The sequence below is a fragment of the Cerasibacillus sp. genome, from assembly GCF_036516575.1.
Taxonomy (GTDB): domain Bacteria; phylum Bacillota; class Bacilli; order Bacillales; family Amphibacillaceae; genus Cerasibacillus.
The window spans coordinates 87879-104551 of the sequence record NZ_DATBTY010000018.1; the positions used below are offsets into that span (position 1 = coordinate 87879).

Sequence of the window (16673 nt, forward strand, 5' to 3'; positions counted from 1 at the left end):
CTTAACAGTGAACATATTATTAGAAATCAAACATCCATTCATTGAACTGCCATTCAAGTTCACTAAAATATTCCTCAAGTTCATCTTCATCCATACCACCGATGTCTTTGACTTTACCATCATGAACATTTTCGACTTTCTTAATCTTTTTACCGTCTGTGACCAAGTTTAATGTAAAGAGATCCAACCCACTTGTATTAAATGCAAAACTATAATCAGATTTAATCGTATCTCCTTCGAATTTCGAATCTCCATTCCAACCTATTTTAAAGGTTTCGAAACCATCGCTTGCTATAATCTCGCGTTCAAATTTATGATCTTTTTTAGTCAATGTTTCATCAGACTTGTATTCCAACATTGTCATGTCATCAACAGCAAAAGTAACATGATCTTTAACTTTATCTTTCTCTAAAGATAAATCTCCTTTAATATTAATGCCACCTTCACCTAGAGCATCAGATCCTTTAAAAGCATAGTCAAAAGTTTGTTTGTCCTTCGTTAAAGACTGTGTCCCTTCAATTGAAATTGTGATCTTTTCATCAAATTCATCAAGTGTTGTCATTTTGAAATCCCGTTTCACAATAATATCTTTATTTATCCAAATCATTGATTTCATTCCATCTGGAAGTTTAATAGAATCAATACTATTTATCATTTCAGTAAACATATCGTTTAAATCAGCATCAAAATCCAGCATTTCAGATGAAGAACCTATAAATTCGTCTTTAATGATACTGTCTTTAATGATACGTCTTAATGTCTCATCTTTTTGTAGTTTTTCTAATGTTTCTTTAAGTAAACGCTGAAATTCTTTTTCATCTAAATGAAACGTAATTTTATTCGCCTTCACATCTTTACCGTCTACAGAAACAGTATCTTTTTCTTCTGTAAATGCTTCATCAGAAATTTCATTGTAAAGAAAATCAATATATTCTTTTTGAAAATGCTTACGATCCTCTTCCGTTATAAACCCAGGCTCAAAGAATCTCTCAAAGTCTAATTCTTCATCCTCACCAAGTTCGCCTTCTTCACGTAAAAGCTCTTCTAAATCCTTCGCTTTCACTTGTAGGACATCGTCAATAAATGGCATGCCGACTTGTAATTTCTCAGCATCCATGAGGAATGTAAAATCTTTAAATGTCATACCTGCTACGTTAGCTGATAAATCAGCGGTAATAATTTTCTTATCCATATCCGTCTGAAGCGTACCGTTTAATTTAGCATTATTAATGATTTGTGACATCGCCAAATCATCAAAGCTACCCTCATCAAATGGTATATTCATTTCCCCTGATAATTCGAGTTCCGTTTCCATCGGGTATTTTCTAGACATTTCATCCCACTTTACTTCAGATGTAAAGCGTGTCTTCATCGCATCTTCCATCACATTGTAAGACGCCATCTCCGCTTCAAAATACTTCTGCTTTGGAGAGGTATTCAACATAAAATATACTAATACTCCGCCAACTGCAATTAGCGCAACTAATGCAATTGCAAATAGAGACTTCTTTTCCATTGCCTTTTTGGGTTGTTCCATATTGTGTAAAAACTCCTTCTCTCAAAAATTTACTCTTAACTATTAAACTTCTAATTATTTTTATCATTAAATATGAATGATGTCAAACATTGTTAAAATTCGTTATGGTTAGCAAGTTTTTGACTAGCGATAATTAACTATGCCTTATGTTTCAACGATTTTCTATGTAACTATCCTATGCATGAAATGATTAAAAAGGTTTTCACGTAGTTAAAGTAATTATATTCAGTAAATTTTATCACCTAATCAAAGATGTATTTTACTTCCGCCACTTCTTCACCATCTGTATCAGCTAGATGAAACATCACCCATTCTAAATCTAATGCCCCTTCATCAATCAGCCATGACATCATAAACTCTCTCGTTTCATCTGCTTTAAGCTCAAGTTCTTCCAATACAAATTCACCATCTTCCATATTCAATACGCCGTAATCTTTTACTTCAACTTTATCTAATGTATCCGTCGACAACTTAATATCTTGAACACGATACTTTATATCCTCCCTCGATTGATTTGTTATATTAAAGCTCAATGCAACGGAACCTTGGTCGTTTTCTTCACCATGCGATAATGAGACGTACGTGATTTCAATGTTAATATCATCAAAATATTCATTAAATACTTCTTCTTCCGATACCGATGAGTATGCGATCATACCAAACTCTTCATCGGTTACCTTCTCCTCTACTTTTATTTCCTTTTTCATAACCCCTGTTCCACATGCTGTCAGAAACAATATCAATGCTAACAACAATAACCTTTTTAGTAACATGTTTTTCACAAGATTTTTCTCCTTTCCAAAGTGGTATAATCCACCAATCTTTAGCTTATGTATAATGAAATACATTCATGTCAATATTTTTTCTTCCACATATATAATTGAAAAATGAGGTTCCTCCATTTATTTATCGTGGAACACTTTTTCAGTCTTTGGCATCGCCTTTATGAGCATTTCTCTCGTCATTTTTTAAGATAGGGTTGTATATGTATGTGTTTAGTTAATCATTTGAATTAAAAAAAGCAAAGAATGGAATGTACCATTCTTTGCTTAAGCAATCACGTGTCAAGCGATTATCAGACTAATAAACATTTTTCCTTAAAATCGACATTCGCCCTTCGATAAGAGGTTGTGAAATACCTTGCACAGGTCTGCTTGATAAAACAAACACAATCGCAATAGATAAAGCTACTAAACCGAAGAGATCAACGATATGGTCGACTTTAAATAAATCAGCTTGGCGGGCATACTGAATGATAAACCCGTGCAATAAATAAACGTAAAGTGTCCGTCCGCCAAGCAGTGTAAATTTAAATTGACGACGTGGAATCCAGGCTAATACACTAACCATCATTAAAGTTGATGTCAGGTAAATAAAGAAACGAGCAAATCCACCATATTCAGGTAATCCTAAATCACTATAAGATTTAGAAGCAAGCAACCAACCCGCATTAATATCAGGTGCATAGTGAATCGCAATCGCTACACCAATTACAAAAACAAGTGAGACAATTTTTACCATCTTATGTTTTAACCAGCTTAACTGTTTGACTGTTACCCAATAGCCGAGAAGGAAATATGGGAAAAATACAAATGTCCGCGATAGACTAAAGGAATGCCCGATATTCCCGAAATAGCCGACTAATAGTCCGATTTGTACCGCAATCAGAATTCCAATAATGGGTGGTAATTTATTAAATAAAATTAAAAGGATATGCCAACAAAACAAACTAAACAGAAACCATAATGACCAATGTGGATAAAAGATGCTATCCACCAACCAACCATCTTTTCCAATTAAAAAATAATATCCCGTATATATGATTTGAAAAATAATATAAGGAACTAATAATTTTTGTGCTAACTTTAATATATAAGCCTTATTACCTGATCCTTTGGCAAAAAAACCAGCTAAAAAGATAAACGCCGGCATATGAAATGTATAAATCCATGTATAAACGGTATTGACTCCTGGTATATCTTCAGTAAATGGTTGAATCATATGTCCAAAAACGACAAAGAAAATTAACAGCAATTTCGCATTATCAAAATATGCATAACGCTTCATTATTTTTCATCCTTTAAACAATGTTTAATGATGATACCACTATTATCTTATCCTTTTTATATAGAGAAATCTGGGTTTTAACAAGGTTGTACGTATTTTGTTAGAGATTTGTAAAAATGATGAGCGATTTGTAAAGGATTTGTGAAGATTATGGTGGTCATTTCCACTGTAATAAGAAATTTTGTCTCATCACACCACAATAAAACCCCCATAGTTCTCTCGATGGGGGTTTGCTATCACGTCGTAACGGTCTGTTTTTGTGGTTTGACTTCAGAAATCACTTTATCTTCACCAGCTTTAAGACCTGTGATTAATAATATAATAGATCCTACAAGTAGAGTAGCAATTGAAAATGTCCAACTATGTGTCACGTCTTTTAGCCAACCAAATAGAACGGGTCCAAATGCGGCTAAAAGATAACCGGCTGATTGGGCCATTCCTGAAATATCAGCAGCTTGCTTTCCATCTGTTGCACGTAAGGTGAAAAACATCATCGATAAACTAAACGCACTTCCACACGCAATCCCTATAACGATAATCGATAATACGATGAGCGATTTCGCACCTGTTAATAATCCGAGAATACCAACAAAAAATAATCCCGCAACAATGGCTGCAAGTAACCGTTGATCCTTCATTCTTTCAGCGATAATCGGTATGACAAATGTCGCCGGAATAATTGCGAATTGATATAAGAAAAGCATCCATCCTGCTGTACCTGCTTGGTAACCGTGAATATATAATAATTCTGGTAACCATGTAATGAGTGTATAAAAAATAAGCGATTGAACACCCATAAAGATCGTAATATGCCAAGCAAGTGGCGATTTTAGTAAACCATTTTTCGTTTGTGTTGATGCTTGTTTTGGCTTAGGCTGAGTGGCAGATTGCTTTTTATGATTTTTCAATTGTGGTAGCCAGAGAACTGTTGCAATGATTGCTAAAATTCCCCAAAACATAAGTGACGCTTCCCAATCCAGTCCATCAATTGATGCAATCGGAACACTTAATCCTGAAGCAAAAGCAGCGAAGACGTTCATGAATACGCCGTACAATCCCATCATTAAGCCGACTTTTAAAGGGAAACTTATTTTTATAAGAGCTGGAAGTAACACATTCCCCGTTGCAATACCGATACCAATCAACATTGTACCAATAAACAGTGCATTAACACCAAATAACGAGCGAATCATAATCCCTATAATTAAAATAATGAGCGAAATAAAAATGGTCCAATTCATGCCGAATTTATAGGCAATTTTAGGCACGACAGGTGAAAAAAGAGCGAAAGCGAGTAATGGCAATGTCGTTATTGAACCGGCTAACGCATTACTAATTCCTAAATCATCTCGAATAAATGAAATAACCGAACCTACCGATGTTAAAGGTGCCCGCAAGTTAGCCGCTATAATTAAAACCCCGATGATTAATAGCCATTGTTTTAAATGATTTTGCTGTGCTTGTTGTGCTTGATTATTTGCTATGTTTTTACTCAATGTCATCCTCCGTCATCTTGTTTCTAATCGTTGCATTAATACTGTGATATATTCATTTACATAAGTAGTAGCTTTTTCTGAGTCTTGATTACGAATAGCATCTAAAAGTTCACGGTGAATCCCCGCTTCATAATTGAACATGGAATCGACTTGCATCATATCGCTAATCGAACTAGACACTGCGTCCGCCATATGTTCATACAATTCGTAAAGCAAAGGATTATCTGCAGCTTGAACAATCGCTTTATGAAATAAAAGATCTGTTTTAATAAAAGCATCCATATCCCTTTGCTTTGCTGCTTCGATACTATTTTCAATATATGTTTCTAATTGTTTAAGATCAGCTGCCGTACGGCGTTCAGCCGCAAGTGCCGCCGCCTTTTGCTCCAACGCCAAACGGACTTCAAATGTATCAACTAAGCTCATCTTTTCCATTCGACGATCTAATGCTACACTTAATGCGCTTGATGAACGCACAATGGTACCTTTTCCCTGCTTAGACTCCAACAACCCTGCATGAACTAACGCTTTTATCGCTTCACGTAATGTGTTTCGGCTCACATCGAAAGTCTCCATTAGTTTCGCTTCAGACGGAATCTTCATCCCCACTTCCCAATGACCGGATTCAATCAAATGCTCTATTTGAGATGCTACTTGTTCAACCAACGTCAATCGCTTCGTTTTCTTTAACATGTTATCACTCCAACTTGTAGGATGATTGGTACATTGGATATGTTAACATACCATTTTTACGTTGTCCATAGTAAAAACATTATTATAAGAATAGATTTTATAGATGCTTGCGGGAAATGTTTCGACTATGTTTCGTAGCAAAATAAAAATCGCGTTTGTATATTTTGAGCATGTCGGAAGACCAATAAGGGAGGTTATTTTTATGAATTGTATTCATTGCGGAAAAACAGTTGATTATAATAATCGCGTCAACCATTTAGAGGACATCTTTTGTAACGATCATTGTTATGAGGAGCATTTGTTGCAAAGTGAACGTTCTTACAAAGACAAGTTCCATCCATATATTCATACGATCATATGCGGGCAACATACTTAAATTGGCATGACACTTGGGAAAATAAACTGAATGACATGGCAGAACATGGTATTCATATGTATGAGCTTAATGATCCTTATTAGATCCAGGCTTAGCTAAAAAAGGATGGCACTATCACGATTGTTGTGGCCCATGGGAAGTAGAGCAACTCGAATATGATCATGATTAAGGAAAATTGATTTGGTAAACAGATATAAATAACCTCGCCATCTCAAAAAATTTGTTTCCAAAAAAATCACATTAGAAGAGGCTAAGACAAAATGTATTTTACAAAAGAAAAATCCGAACGAAGTCCATATCCACCGCTTCGAAAATATATTTCGCTTTCACCACTCGGGGTACTAGCGCGACATCTGCTAGCTGCTGGTGAGCCTCCTTGTGTTAACGCACTCTGGGTCTCACCATGCCTTTTTCTCAATTGGAAGCTACGTATATTCCCTCTGCTAAAATCGTAACATGTTCGCCTTTGAAGTTAGTACATTCTTAATGTCACAGCCTCCTTAAAATATCACATTAACCTTCAACAACTACTAGGTATTTCAAGATTTCCCCATAGAATTCAACCAGTAAAATATCCCCTCTTTCTTTTGCTGAAAAAATCTTTGTACCAACAGGAAGTTTATTAGACATGTCATCACTAAAGTCTGTATTCGTATCATTCCTCTTTTTTATTTCACCAATTTGAACGTCCTTTGTTAAATCTAATTCTTCTACCCAATCAATATTAGTCTGGTAAATGACACCATCGAATTGAAAAATATCAGCATCGGGATCCAATGATAAAACCTCTTCAGCATCAATCGTGTCAATAGTTACTTCTTCTTCCCCTGCCGAACATCCTGCAACAGTAACAATAATGAGTAAAATCGAAACAATGAATGGCCGCATTTTAGCTCTTCCTCCCTTTCTCTATTAGACGTACCTTTATGAAGAAGTGTTGCCTTTTTAAACATGTTCTTTATTTTTGGGTAACTATATGGAAGTATACTCCATAAGAAATAACATTATTTGATAAGAAACTGGAAATAACTATATAATAAAGTTTTAGTATTTTAATTGAAAGCAATCATTTTTTCACAAAGCAGGTGATAGTATATGGAGCGCAACCAAAAGCGCCTTCTTGCTACAATAAGTTATCTCTCATTAATCGGTTTTCTTGCTATAGCAGTATTCGTATATTTAGACGGTCTACAAACATTCGACCTCTTTATCATTGAAATTGTGCAAGGGTTAGAATCACCCTTTATGACAATGGTGATGAATATATTCTCCTTAATTGGTTCATACAAAACCATTATGCTTGTATTTTTGGTAATGACCGGCTTTTTATATGTAAAGGGGAAACATTCGAATCATATCATCATTTTATCAGTGACCATTATCGGTACGGGGATAATAAATCAAGCATTAAAATACGCGATACAACGCGAACGACCAAGCTTTTATCGATTAGCAGAAGCAACAGGTTACAGCTTTCCAAGTGGACACTCAATGGGGGCATTTGCTGCCTACGGTATGATGGCACTTATTTTATTAACATACATACAATCGCGCCGCAGTAAAGTTTTAATGATTGTCGCGAGTAGTCTCCTTATTTTATTTGTTGGTATGAGTAGAATTTACTTAGGCGTTCATTTCCCAAGTGATGTCATCGGTGGGTATTTATTAAGCTTGTTTTTAATCACAATCATTTTATTAGAGGTACAACCCATTCTGAAACGCTCACGAATGATTGAGCAGTGAGACGAATGGATTAACCAGGATTGGAAACTTGGGTATAGAAGACGGCTCGGGATTAGGACACACTGTTAAAGGGGACCATGTTCGGGTTGAAAATTTGGATGCTCGATTTTTCGCCGGGGTCGCGCGATTTTAGCCTGGGATTGCGCGATTTTGAGCAACACTTTTATAAGAAATTTTTGTAATACCAAACAAAGTATATCTTTTCTAAATTATATGATAATATATGATTAAATTAAAGATATTTTTCATGGATAAAAAAAGGATAAATTCGCTCCCCCAGATTTATCCTCTAATATAAAAGGAGTCATCAAATGATTCGTCCAATCTGATTTAACCCCTTTTTTTAAAAAAAGATTGACATAAAAATAGGGGGAAATAAATGAAACTGAATAGAAATTTTTCTTTATTGTTGTTTGGACTATCATTTGCTGATATTGGTGATGTCCTTTATATGGTGAGTATCATAAGCACGATTTTCATCCTAACTGATTCAGCAACTGTTGCATCATTTGTTCCATTTACAATTACGACAGCGATGTTCATATCGAGCCTTTTGACACCGATTTTAATTGGTAAAGTCAACTTGAAATGGCTATTAGCTAGTTCACAGGTAGGAAAAACAATCCTACTGGTCATACTGGGTGGCATCTTTACTCACATTACAGCTGAGAATTACTATCTTGTGTTTGTCGTCATCGGACTGATCGCCTTTCTCGATGGTTGCGCCAATCCAGTAGGCAGTACTCTCATACCACATTATGTGAAACCAGAGCAATTACTAAAAGCCAATGGACTCGCCGACACAATTGCTCAAATCATCCAAACGGTCATGTGGTTTGTCGGAAGTTTATTTTTGATCGTCATGGATCAACAGCAATTAATTTGGATTGTGGGTGGATTATTTTTCATTTCAAGTATCATTCTATGCTTACTCGAAAATGTCATACACGAATCAACCGAAACGCCAGAAGCATCCGACCAAATAAAAGCTGGTTGGAAAACATTATCACAAGTACCCGTATTGAAAAAAATTGTCTGGATTGAACTATTAGAAACGATCGCGGGAACAGTGTGGATTGCGGCAATTCTATACGTCTTTGTAAGCGATGCACTTCATGTTGATGAAACATGGTGGGGCTTTATCAATGGGGCATTCTTTGTCGGCCTAATTATTGGAAGTATATATTGCATCCGATACGCCCATTTAATTGAAAAGAAATTAGGCTTATATATTTTCATCGGTTCTTTAGCAAGTGCCGGCGTTACCATTCTATTTAGTGTGAATAGCTTTCCAATTATGGCGCTCTTCCTATCACTTTGTGTGGGGTTTTTCGGGCAAATAAAAAGCATCCCCCAACAAACGGTGATTCAAACGAGTGTAGCAAAAGAAAAATTGTCAACAGTATACACATCACTGAGCGCGATAGCAACGGGCATTTTTGGTGTTAGCTCACTCGCGATGGGAGTCCTAGCAGATGTTATAGGAATACGAGTAGTGTTCATGATTTCGGGATTTTTACTTATCCTAGTTAGCTTTATCGTCCGTAGAAACAAAGAGCTATTTATTAGGAATACACAGCATTGATCCTATTGTAAACATCTCAACAAAAAAAGTAAGCAATTAAAAACTCAAGCGGAGAAAACTGGTTTTCTCCGCTTGTTTCATTTCACGGATTATTTTTTGAGATGAGGATGGTATAATTGTTTGCGATTCACTTCACTAAAATATTAGATCTTTTTTCTACCTTTCAATTCTATCAAGACTCATTTTACAAACTGACGAACACAACGCTCTTGACACTCCTTTCTTCTTCGGAATAATGTATAAATGAATAGTAATATTAGAAACTGTGCAGGTACAATCATCGGCTGATACATATTGCCTATAGTCATGTCTAATAATCTAGTTAGTAATAAACTGATGAGGTAAATACCAGCAAATAAGATTCCATTCACAACTAAGAAGACGTTCACATATCGACGATTTTTCCGATACCTAATAAATAAATACACAGCTGTCACAATAAATATGAAGAAAAACGCCTCTTCTGCATACATCGGCCACTTCCCGAGTTGATCCATCAAACTCATATCTTGCTCTGTTATATCGTTCTGCATCATACGCTCCTCAGCTTGCAATAAACGATATTTTTCTAAAAATAGATATAGACCATATGAAAAAAACATAAGCAATAAATAAATTGGTAAAAAGATCCGTAAGAAATTTTTGTTTTCCGAGCGATTAGGCAATAAAATCACCTTCTCCTATATGGATTTTTTAAAGCCATGAAAGTCCTAAGAAATCACATTTTCATTTAAAATATTGTTTGTAACTTCTCTATAAACTCCCTATCATTAGCAATACTACTGGATCCTTGTAAACTGCACAATATTCAAGTGTTACTTCTCCATTTGCTATCATCGTAACTGAAAGGTTTTCTTTATTCTTGCTCATAAAAACTTAAAAGATCGAACTTATCTTTTCTCAAATTACGTTTATATGTTAAAATACCTAACAAAAAAACATGGCTAAAAAAGAATTATGAATAATAGAACCTTCCACATATCACTTTCCCCATAAATATATTGATTTGTTCATAAATTATAACATATTATCTATTACGATTTTATTTATAACCTATATAAGTTGACAATAATCTATGTATCATTTTAAATTTTTTGAATAATGTTTGACACAACTTGACAAAAAGTCTAATATAATGTAAACGGTCACATTTTATTAACTTGTCTACTCAAGTAGTTAAGTGACGTTTGGTTTCTATAAAATTGTGTTGTTCTACGGCGAATATCTCGCTCCAATCAGAATCATAAGTTCATTTAGTGGCAACATGATTTACATCTTATAGGAGGTCGAACATCATTGGCTATTGACAAAGAGAGTTTTATCCCTATTTACATTCAGATTAGTGAGGACTTGAGAACGAGAATCTTATCAGGAGAATATAAAAATGGTGATCAGCTACCTTCTGAAAATGATCTCGCTGAGCAATTTGGTGTCACACGCACAACGATTCAGCGCTCGCTAGCTATTTTGGTTAATGATGGAATTATAGAAAAAATTCACGGGAAAGGGAGTTTTGTACGATTGCGTCCAGTTCGTAAAAACATCTGGAACTTCAGTAGTTTTTCAACCTATGCAAAAAAAGCGAATCAAGTGCCGGTTACAGAAGTGATCAATCACGAAATATTTACAGTTAATCAAACTAATTTTTTAAAACTCGTGCGCTTGCGTGGATTTAAACAATCAGATCACAACCAGTGGATCACCTTAGATACATCTATTTTAAATCTAGATATGTTTCCTAGTTTGGAAGAATATGATTTCTCTCGCTTGTCACTATACGACACACTCCAAAATAAATTCAACACAACACCAGATCATGCACGATTAAATGTAAAAGCAATCTTAGCAGATAACAAGCTAATGAATTATTTTGGTTTAGACACACCCGCCCCATTGTTAACCGTCCAAGGCTATGTATTCGATACGCGCAGAAGAGCGATAGAAGAAGTTCATGTCGTCTATAATGAGAAGGCAGATTTTAATGTTGTTATTAGTATTTAATTATGTTTGAAGTGGTAAGGCATCAAGGAGGAATCACATGAAAAATCATATATTAGGAACACTTTATGGACTAGCAATAGGCGATGCAATGGGCATGCCATCTGAATTATGGAGCCGAAACAAGGTGAAATCTTACTTCGGAAAAATCGATACATTTCTAGATGGGCCACAATCAAATGAAGTAGCCAAACACTTTACAAAAGGACAGTATACCGACGATACCACTCAAGCTCTCATCTTCTTAGACGCACTTATCGCAAACGATTTTCAACCAGACCAACAACTTATCGCAAAAAAACTAATTGAATGGGCTGACCGCATCCGAGCATTTGATAATGAAATACTTGGACCCAATTCGAAAGCAGCGCTCTTCGCTGTAAAAAATGGACAAGACCCAACAACAATCACAGCACAAGCTGAAACAAACGGAGCAGCGATGCGTATTGCACCAATCGGATGCTTATTTAATTCCAATCAATCCAACGCTCTCATTGATTATGTCTGGCAAGTGAGTCAAGTGACACATGCTTCTGATGTTGCGATTGCTGGAGCAGCCATGATTGCAGGAGCAGTTAGCTCAGCAATGGAGCAAAAATCATGGGATGAGATTATGACTGATACGATAACTATCTATGATCAAGCACTTAGCTATGGTTCTGAAACATTTAGTCCTTCATTAAAAGCACGTTTAGAACTCGGTCTCACATATGCTCATGAATTTTCAGATGATGAAGAAACATTCGCTAAGCATATTTATGATGTCATTGGAGCGGGTGTATTAACGAGTGAATCCGTACCCGCTGCACTAAGCATTGCCTATTACACGAAAACTGTGGAGCGATGCGCGATTTTTTGTGCGAATCTAGGAGGTGACACAGATACCATCGGAGCAATGGCAACCGCAATTTGTGGAGCAAAACAAGGAGTAGACCAAATCAATAAAAACTACATTCGTATTATTAATGAAAATAATCAAGTTGACTTCAATCATTATGCGCAATTTCTTTTAAATTATAGGGAACGAGTTGGAGGGTAAGAAATGAATAAAAATAAAGAATTGATTACAGTACCAAAGGATGAACGAGTCGGGAAACCAAAAGATTTATTCTTTATTTGGTTTGCTGCTAATATTGGTATTCTAGGTGTTGTTTATGGTGCCATGATTGTTGCATTTCAACTAAGTTTCATTCAATCAACATTAGCCGCATTGATTGCATCATTGTCATTTATTTTGGTCGGTTATATTAGTGTGATTGGAAAGAAAAATGGGATTACGACATTTATGTTATCTAGGGCCGCCTTTGGAATAAAAGGAAATTGGATTCCAAACTTTCTAGGTTGGTTAAATCTAGTCGGTTGGCTTGCTGTCAATGTTGTCACTGGAACATTAATTTTACTTTCTTTGATGAATGTGTTTAACATGAGTCAAAATAACACCACGACGATTATCTGCCTACTTATTTTTGCTTCATTAGTTTTACTCTCAGGACTATTAAATCAACAGCAACTTGCAAAACTACAAACATTTTTCACCTATGTCTTCGGCGGTCTAACTCTAATAGTTTTAGCAATCCTTATTCCGGATACCAACTGGCAACAACTATTTAATATGCCAAATGGCAGTTGGTTAACAGGGTTCTTACCTGCTGTATCAATTATTATGGCTGGTACCGGAATTAGTTGGTCAATTGCTGGGGCAGACTATAGTGCCTATCAATCACCAGATAACAAGAATTCAGCAATCATGTATAGTGTTGTATTGGGTGCTGTTATTCCTTTATTTATCATTATGTTTGTTGGGATTTTGCTTAGTACATCTTTACCAGATATCGCGACATCTGCTAATCCAATTGATGTCATCGCCCATGCTTTACCGTCATGGATTTCAGTTATTTATTTTATAACAGCGGTGGGTGGATTAATTCCACAATGTATTATTAGTTTGAAGTCGGCACGCGTTAATTTAGAAACGATGAATATTCGTGTATCTGACCGCGTATCATTAACGATACATGGTGCGATTATGATTTTTATTCCGATTTATGTGCTCTTTATTTCTCAAGACTTTTTATATAATTTCGAGTTGTTTTTAGGCCTACTAGGTATCGGAATCGCTGCATGGGGTGCCGTCTTTATAGCAGATTACTATTTTAATAGAAAACAAGGCTATGATTTAGCACTACTCAACCCGAATGGGAATCATGCATTGAACAAAGTTGGTGTCATCAGTTGGTTTGTCGGAACTATTATCGGTTTTCTATTTACGAATACGGACTTTTTTGACGGACCGTTTGCAATTGGAATTTTCCGGGACAATAGCTTAGGATTATTACTCGCATTTATGAGTAGTTATCTGTCCTATATCATCTTACATCCGTTCATAAACAAGGGAGGACACATCAGTGAGCCGAAACAACAAGCCAAGTAAAAACATCTTAATCATCGGGGCTGCAGTTATTGATGTCATCGTACGAGTAAGCCAACTACCGAAATCCGGTGAAGATATTTACGGTGAACATATCGAAACAATGGTCGGCGGTTGTGCTTATAATGTCCAACAGGTCATTAGAAATTTTTCTTTGGAAAATACTTTGTTCGTCCCAGTTGGAAGCGGACCGTACGCTGATATCATTCGCTCACATTTTAAGAAGCTCAACATCCCACTGATGGTCGATGATGCATCACAAGATAACGGCTGGAATATTTCATTTGTCGAGCCCGATGGCGAACGAACTTTCCTTTCTGTTCCTGGGTTAGAGACGAATTGGAAAGATGCATGGTTTGAAGGTGTAGCACTCCATGACTATGACTACATCTATGTATCAGGATATGAATTAGAAGGCCCATCAGGCGTGGTCTTATTGAAACAATTGCAAGCAAAAAAAGCACCCCATGCAGTGGTTGTTTTCGATCCAGGACCTCGCGTATCCTATATCAATCAAACTGTTTTAGATGCTATTTTACATTTACGTACGATTTTGCATTGTAACTTGAATGAATTAATGGCACTTGTTCCAGCGGCATCCCTTGAAGAAAGCGCGAGAAAACTCCATCAGATAACAAATGAAGCTGTCGTTGTAACGTTGGGAAGTGAGGGGTGCTTTTTTCTTGATGGGTATCAATCCGGCGTTATTCCCGCTCATCCTGTAACAGCCGTTGACACAATCGGTGCTGGCGACGCACATACTGGCGCTTTCATCAGCGGAATCGCACAAGGTTTATCGGTAAAAGAAGCCTGCCAATTAGGGAATGATATTGCAGCTAAAGTTGTGCAACAAACAGGTGGGGATTTGACGAGTATTATTTAAAAGGCTATGTACTAGCGGGATGGAAATTCTATGTTTTTGCGCGGGAGAGTGTTCTACTCCTCGTCTACTTTGGTTTTTACTGGAGTTTACGCGAAGTGGAAGGCTCTACTCCTCGCTTATTTTTATTTTTATTTTTATCGGAGTTTGTGCGAAGTGGAGAGCGCGTTACTCTGCGTTTAATCCTTCATTCACAACTTGTATTAATTAACATTCATTATACGATATCTCATAAGGGGTATGTAGGGATGATAAATAAAGTAAAATTACTCTGCCTGCTTATCTGTGTCCTATTCCTTATCGCCTGTGATGCTAAAGAAACAAATAAAGAAGAAAAGCAGAATAACAATCACGATGAATTAGTTCATATTGATGCCACAATCTTAGCGTTTAATTTAACTGAAGGTGCACAAGACGCCGATTTAATTGCTGAAATTGAAATTATAGGGAAAATAGAGGAAGTCGATGAAAATCCGATTCCATATTCAGTATTCCAAGCCAAGGTTAACCATACAATCAAAGGGAACGAAGACAATGAGAAAATCACTATCAAACAAGAAGGTACTAAGGAATGGCCTTTTAGCTATCTAAAGCCATTTCACCCTGGAGAAAAATATATCCTTTTTATGAAAAAGATTGTAGCTGGTGAAGCAGATTATTGGTTTTTTGGTGCCGACACAGGCATGTTTTATATTAATTCAGATGAACATATTGTAAAACTAGGTGAGCCGTTGGATGAATTAAAAGATATTGAGAGAAGCTCTGAGACATTTGATGAAACTCACCTCACAATCAAAGAAGGTGAAATGCAAATCCTTGATAAAGAGAAATTTATACAAAGAGTAAAGGAAAAGTTAAACTAAGGAATATTCTTGCTGCACCTATGATAAAAAAATTAACATAGAAGCCCTTAAAATAAAAGAGGCTTTTCTTTTGAAAAAATACAATAAAAAGGCCAAAAATAAGGGATGCCCATTCTAATTTAGGACAGGCATCAAAACAAGCATAGCGAAATCCGAGTGTCTCCGTCTAATGCAATGTTCCTCCCCCGTCACGAATATCATCTTTTACTTTCACCGCTATGACTGCAGCTCCCTTTAATCCTTTCACAATCACATCAAGACTCATGCTTGCCGCACCATTTTCTAACGTCTGCTCTGGTATAAAAGGAATATGGATGAAGCCACCGCGAACATGAGGGGCTTGTTCGTGAAGATGATGCATCACTCCATAAAAAAGATGATTACACACAAAAGTCCCGGCTGTATTGGAGACAGCAGCTGGCACACCTGCACGGCGCATCTCTTGAATCATTTTTTTAATCGGAAGGGTTGTCCAATATGCAGCGGGTCCTCCTTCTACAATTGGTTCATCGATTGGCTGATTGCCTTCGTTATCCGGAATGCGTGCATCATCGATATTGACTGCGACTCTTTCGGGTGTGATTTGCGTTCTTCCACCAGCTTGTCCGACACAAATCACAACATCAGGGTTATGCTTTTCTATCCCGTTCTGAACGACCTCAATCGATTTTTGAAACACTGTTGGCACTTCTAAAGCGATAAGCTCGATATCATCAACCACCAAACCATCAAGCTGTTTCACTGCTTCCAAAGCGGGATTGATTGTTTCTTTTCCAAACGGGTCAAAACCTGTCAATAATACTTTTTTCATATGTAAGACCTCCGAAAGTTGATTTTTAAGAAGCTAACACTCTATTTATTGCAAAAGGTTATGAATATTTATCAGGTCTACGTTCGCACTCTTTGCGTTTTCTATTACGTGAATGTGTTCATATTAAGCGCGGACCTCTACCAGTTGCGGGTTACGCTTCTCACCCGCTTCACATCGGGTAAAAAATTCTATCCGT

General features: G+C 36.4%; 15 protein-coding genes. 7 read left to right on the forward strand and 8 right to left on the reverse strand.

The annotated features are described in order from the left end of the window. Positions 1 to 19 precede the first annotated feature (19 nt). From VIG73_RS03210 to VIG73_RS03235, 6 genes are all read right to left on the reverse strand, one after another. Positions 20 to 1537, reverse strand: a complete 1518-nt coding sequence (locus VIG73_RS03210) for a DUF6583 family protein (protein WP_331639108.1) — start codon at positions 1535 to 1537, stop codon at positions 20 to 22. A 242-nt stretch (positions 1538 to 1779) separates the two neighbouring features. Next, on the reverse strand, positions 1780 to 2319 hold the full coding sequence (locus tag VIG73_RS03215) for a hypothetical protein (protein WP_331639109.1): 540 nt from the start codon (positions 2317 to 2319) through the stop codon (positions 1780 to 1782). A 298-nt stretch (positions 2320 to 2617) separates the two neighbouring features. Next, positions 2618 to 3604 (reverse strand): acyltransferase family protein, encoded by a 987-nt coding sequence (locus VIG73_RS03220; protein WP_331639110.1) that lies wholly within the window; start codon positions 3602 to 3604, stop codon positions 2618 to 2620. Positions 3605 to 3840: 236 nt separating this feature from the next. Further along, positions 3841 to 5100, reverse strand: coding sequence for a CynX/NimT family MFS transporter (locus VIG73_RS03225; RefSeq protein ID WP_414648362.1), 1260 nt, complete (start codon positions 5098 to 5100; stop codon positions 3841 to 3843). 12 nt (positions 5101 to 5112) lie between these two features. After that, entirely contained in the window at positions 5113 to 5793 is a 681-nt protein-coding gene (locus VIG73_RS03230) for a FadR/GntR family transcriptional regulator (protein WP_331639111.1), read from the reverse strand. An 889-nt stretch (positions 5794 to 6682) separates the two neighbouring features. After that, positions 6683 to 7057 carry a hypothetical protein gene (locus VIG73_RS03235; protein ID WP_331639112.1) on the reverse strand — a complete coding sequence of 125 codons (375 nt, stop codon included), beginning with the start codon at positions 7055 to 7057 and terminating at the stop codon, positions 6683 to 6685. A 207-nt stretch (positions 7058 to 7264) separates the two neighbouring features. Here VIG73_RS03235 and VIG73_RS03240 point away from each other — a divergent pair, with 207 nt between their 5' ends. After that, entirely contained in the window at positions 7265 to 7912 is a 648-nt protein-coding gene (locus VIG73_RS03240; RefSeq protein ID WP_331639113.1) for a phosphatase PAP2 family protein, read from the forward strand. A gap of 379 nt (positions 7913 to 8291) precedes the next feature. After that, a complete protein-coding gene (locus tag VIG73_RS03245) occupies positions 8292 to 9497 on the forward strand; it encodes an MFS transporter (RefSeq protein ID WP_331639114.1) in 1206 nt (401 codons plus the stop codon). Between the two features lie 179 nt (positions 9498 to 9676). On the opposite strand, the gene VIG73_RS03250 is transcribed toward VIG73_RS03245, so the two are convergent. Further along, the gene (locus VIG73_RS03250) at positions 9677 to 10162 is read right to left on the reverse strand and encodes a hypothetical protein (RefSeq protein ID WP_331639115.1); all 486 of its coding nucleotides are present in this window, start codon (positions 10160 to 10162) and stop codon (positions 9677 to 9679) included. Between the two features lie 631 nt (positions 10163 to 10793). On the opposite strand from VIG73_RS03250, the gene VIG73_RS03255 reads away from it, so the two are divergent. The 5 genes from VIG73_RS03255 (at position 10794) to VIG73_RS03275 (ending at position 15666) form a co-directional block, all read left to right on the forward strand. Beyond that, positions 10794 to 11498: a GntR family transcriptional regulator gene (locus VIG73_RS03255; RefSeq protein WP_331639116.1), complete on the forward strand. Its 705-nt coding sequence runs from the start codon at positions 10794 to 10796 to the stop codon at positions 11496 to 11498. 37 nt (positions 11499 to 11535) lie between these two features. After that, complete coding sequence (locus VIG73_RS03260; protein WP_331639117.1) at positions 11536 to 12534, forward strand: ADP-ribosylglycohydrolase family protein; 999 nt, start codon at positions 11536 to 11538, stop codon at positions 12532 to 12534. A gap of 3 nt (positions 12535 to 12537) precedes the next feature. After that, positions 12538 to 13926 carry a purine-cytosine permease family protein gene (locus VIG73_RS03265; RefSeq protein WP_331639118.1) on the forward strand — a complete coding sequence of 463 codons (1389 nt, stop codon included), beginning with the start codon at positions 12538 to 12540 and terminating at the stop codon, positions 13924 to 13926. Continuing rightward, on the forward strand, positions 13901 to 14806 hold the full coding sequence (locus VIG73_RS03270) for a PfkB family carbohydrate kinase (protein ID WP_331639119.1): 906 nt from the start codon (positions 13901 to 13903) through the stop codon (positions 14804 to 14806). The genes VIG73_RS03265 and VIG73_RS03270 overlap by 26 nt, the downstream gene beginning before the upstream one ends. A gap of 245 nt (positions 14807 to 15051) precedes the next feature. Beyond that, positions 15052 to 15666 carry a hypothetical protein gene (locus VIG73_RS03275; RefSeq protein WP_331639120.1) on the forward strand — a complete coding sequence of 205 codons (615 nt, stop codon included), beginning with the start codon at positions 15052 to 15054 and terminating at the stop codon, positions 15664 to 15666. 166 nt (positions 15667 to 15832) lie between these two features. Here the strand turns inward: VIG73_RS03275 and pcp are convergent, their stop codons facing one another. Beyond that, positions 15833 to 16477, reverse strand: coding sequence for a pyroglutamyl-peptidase I (pcp, locus tag VIG73_RS03280; RefSeq protein WP_331639121.1), 645 nt, complete (start codon positions 16475 to 16477; stop codon positions 15833 to 15835). Positions 16478 to 16673: the final 196 nt, after the last annotated feature.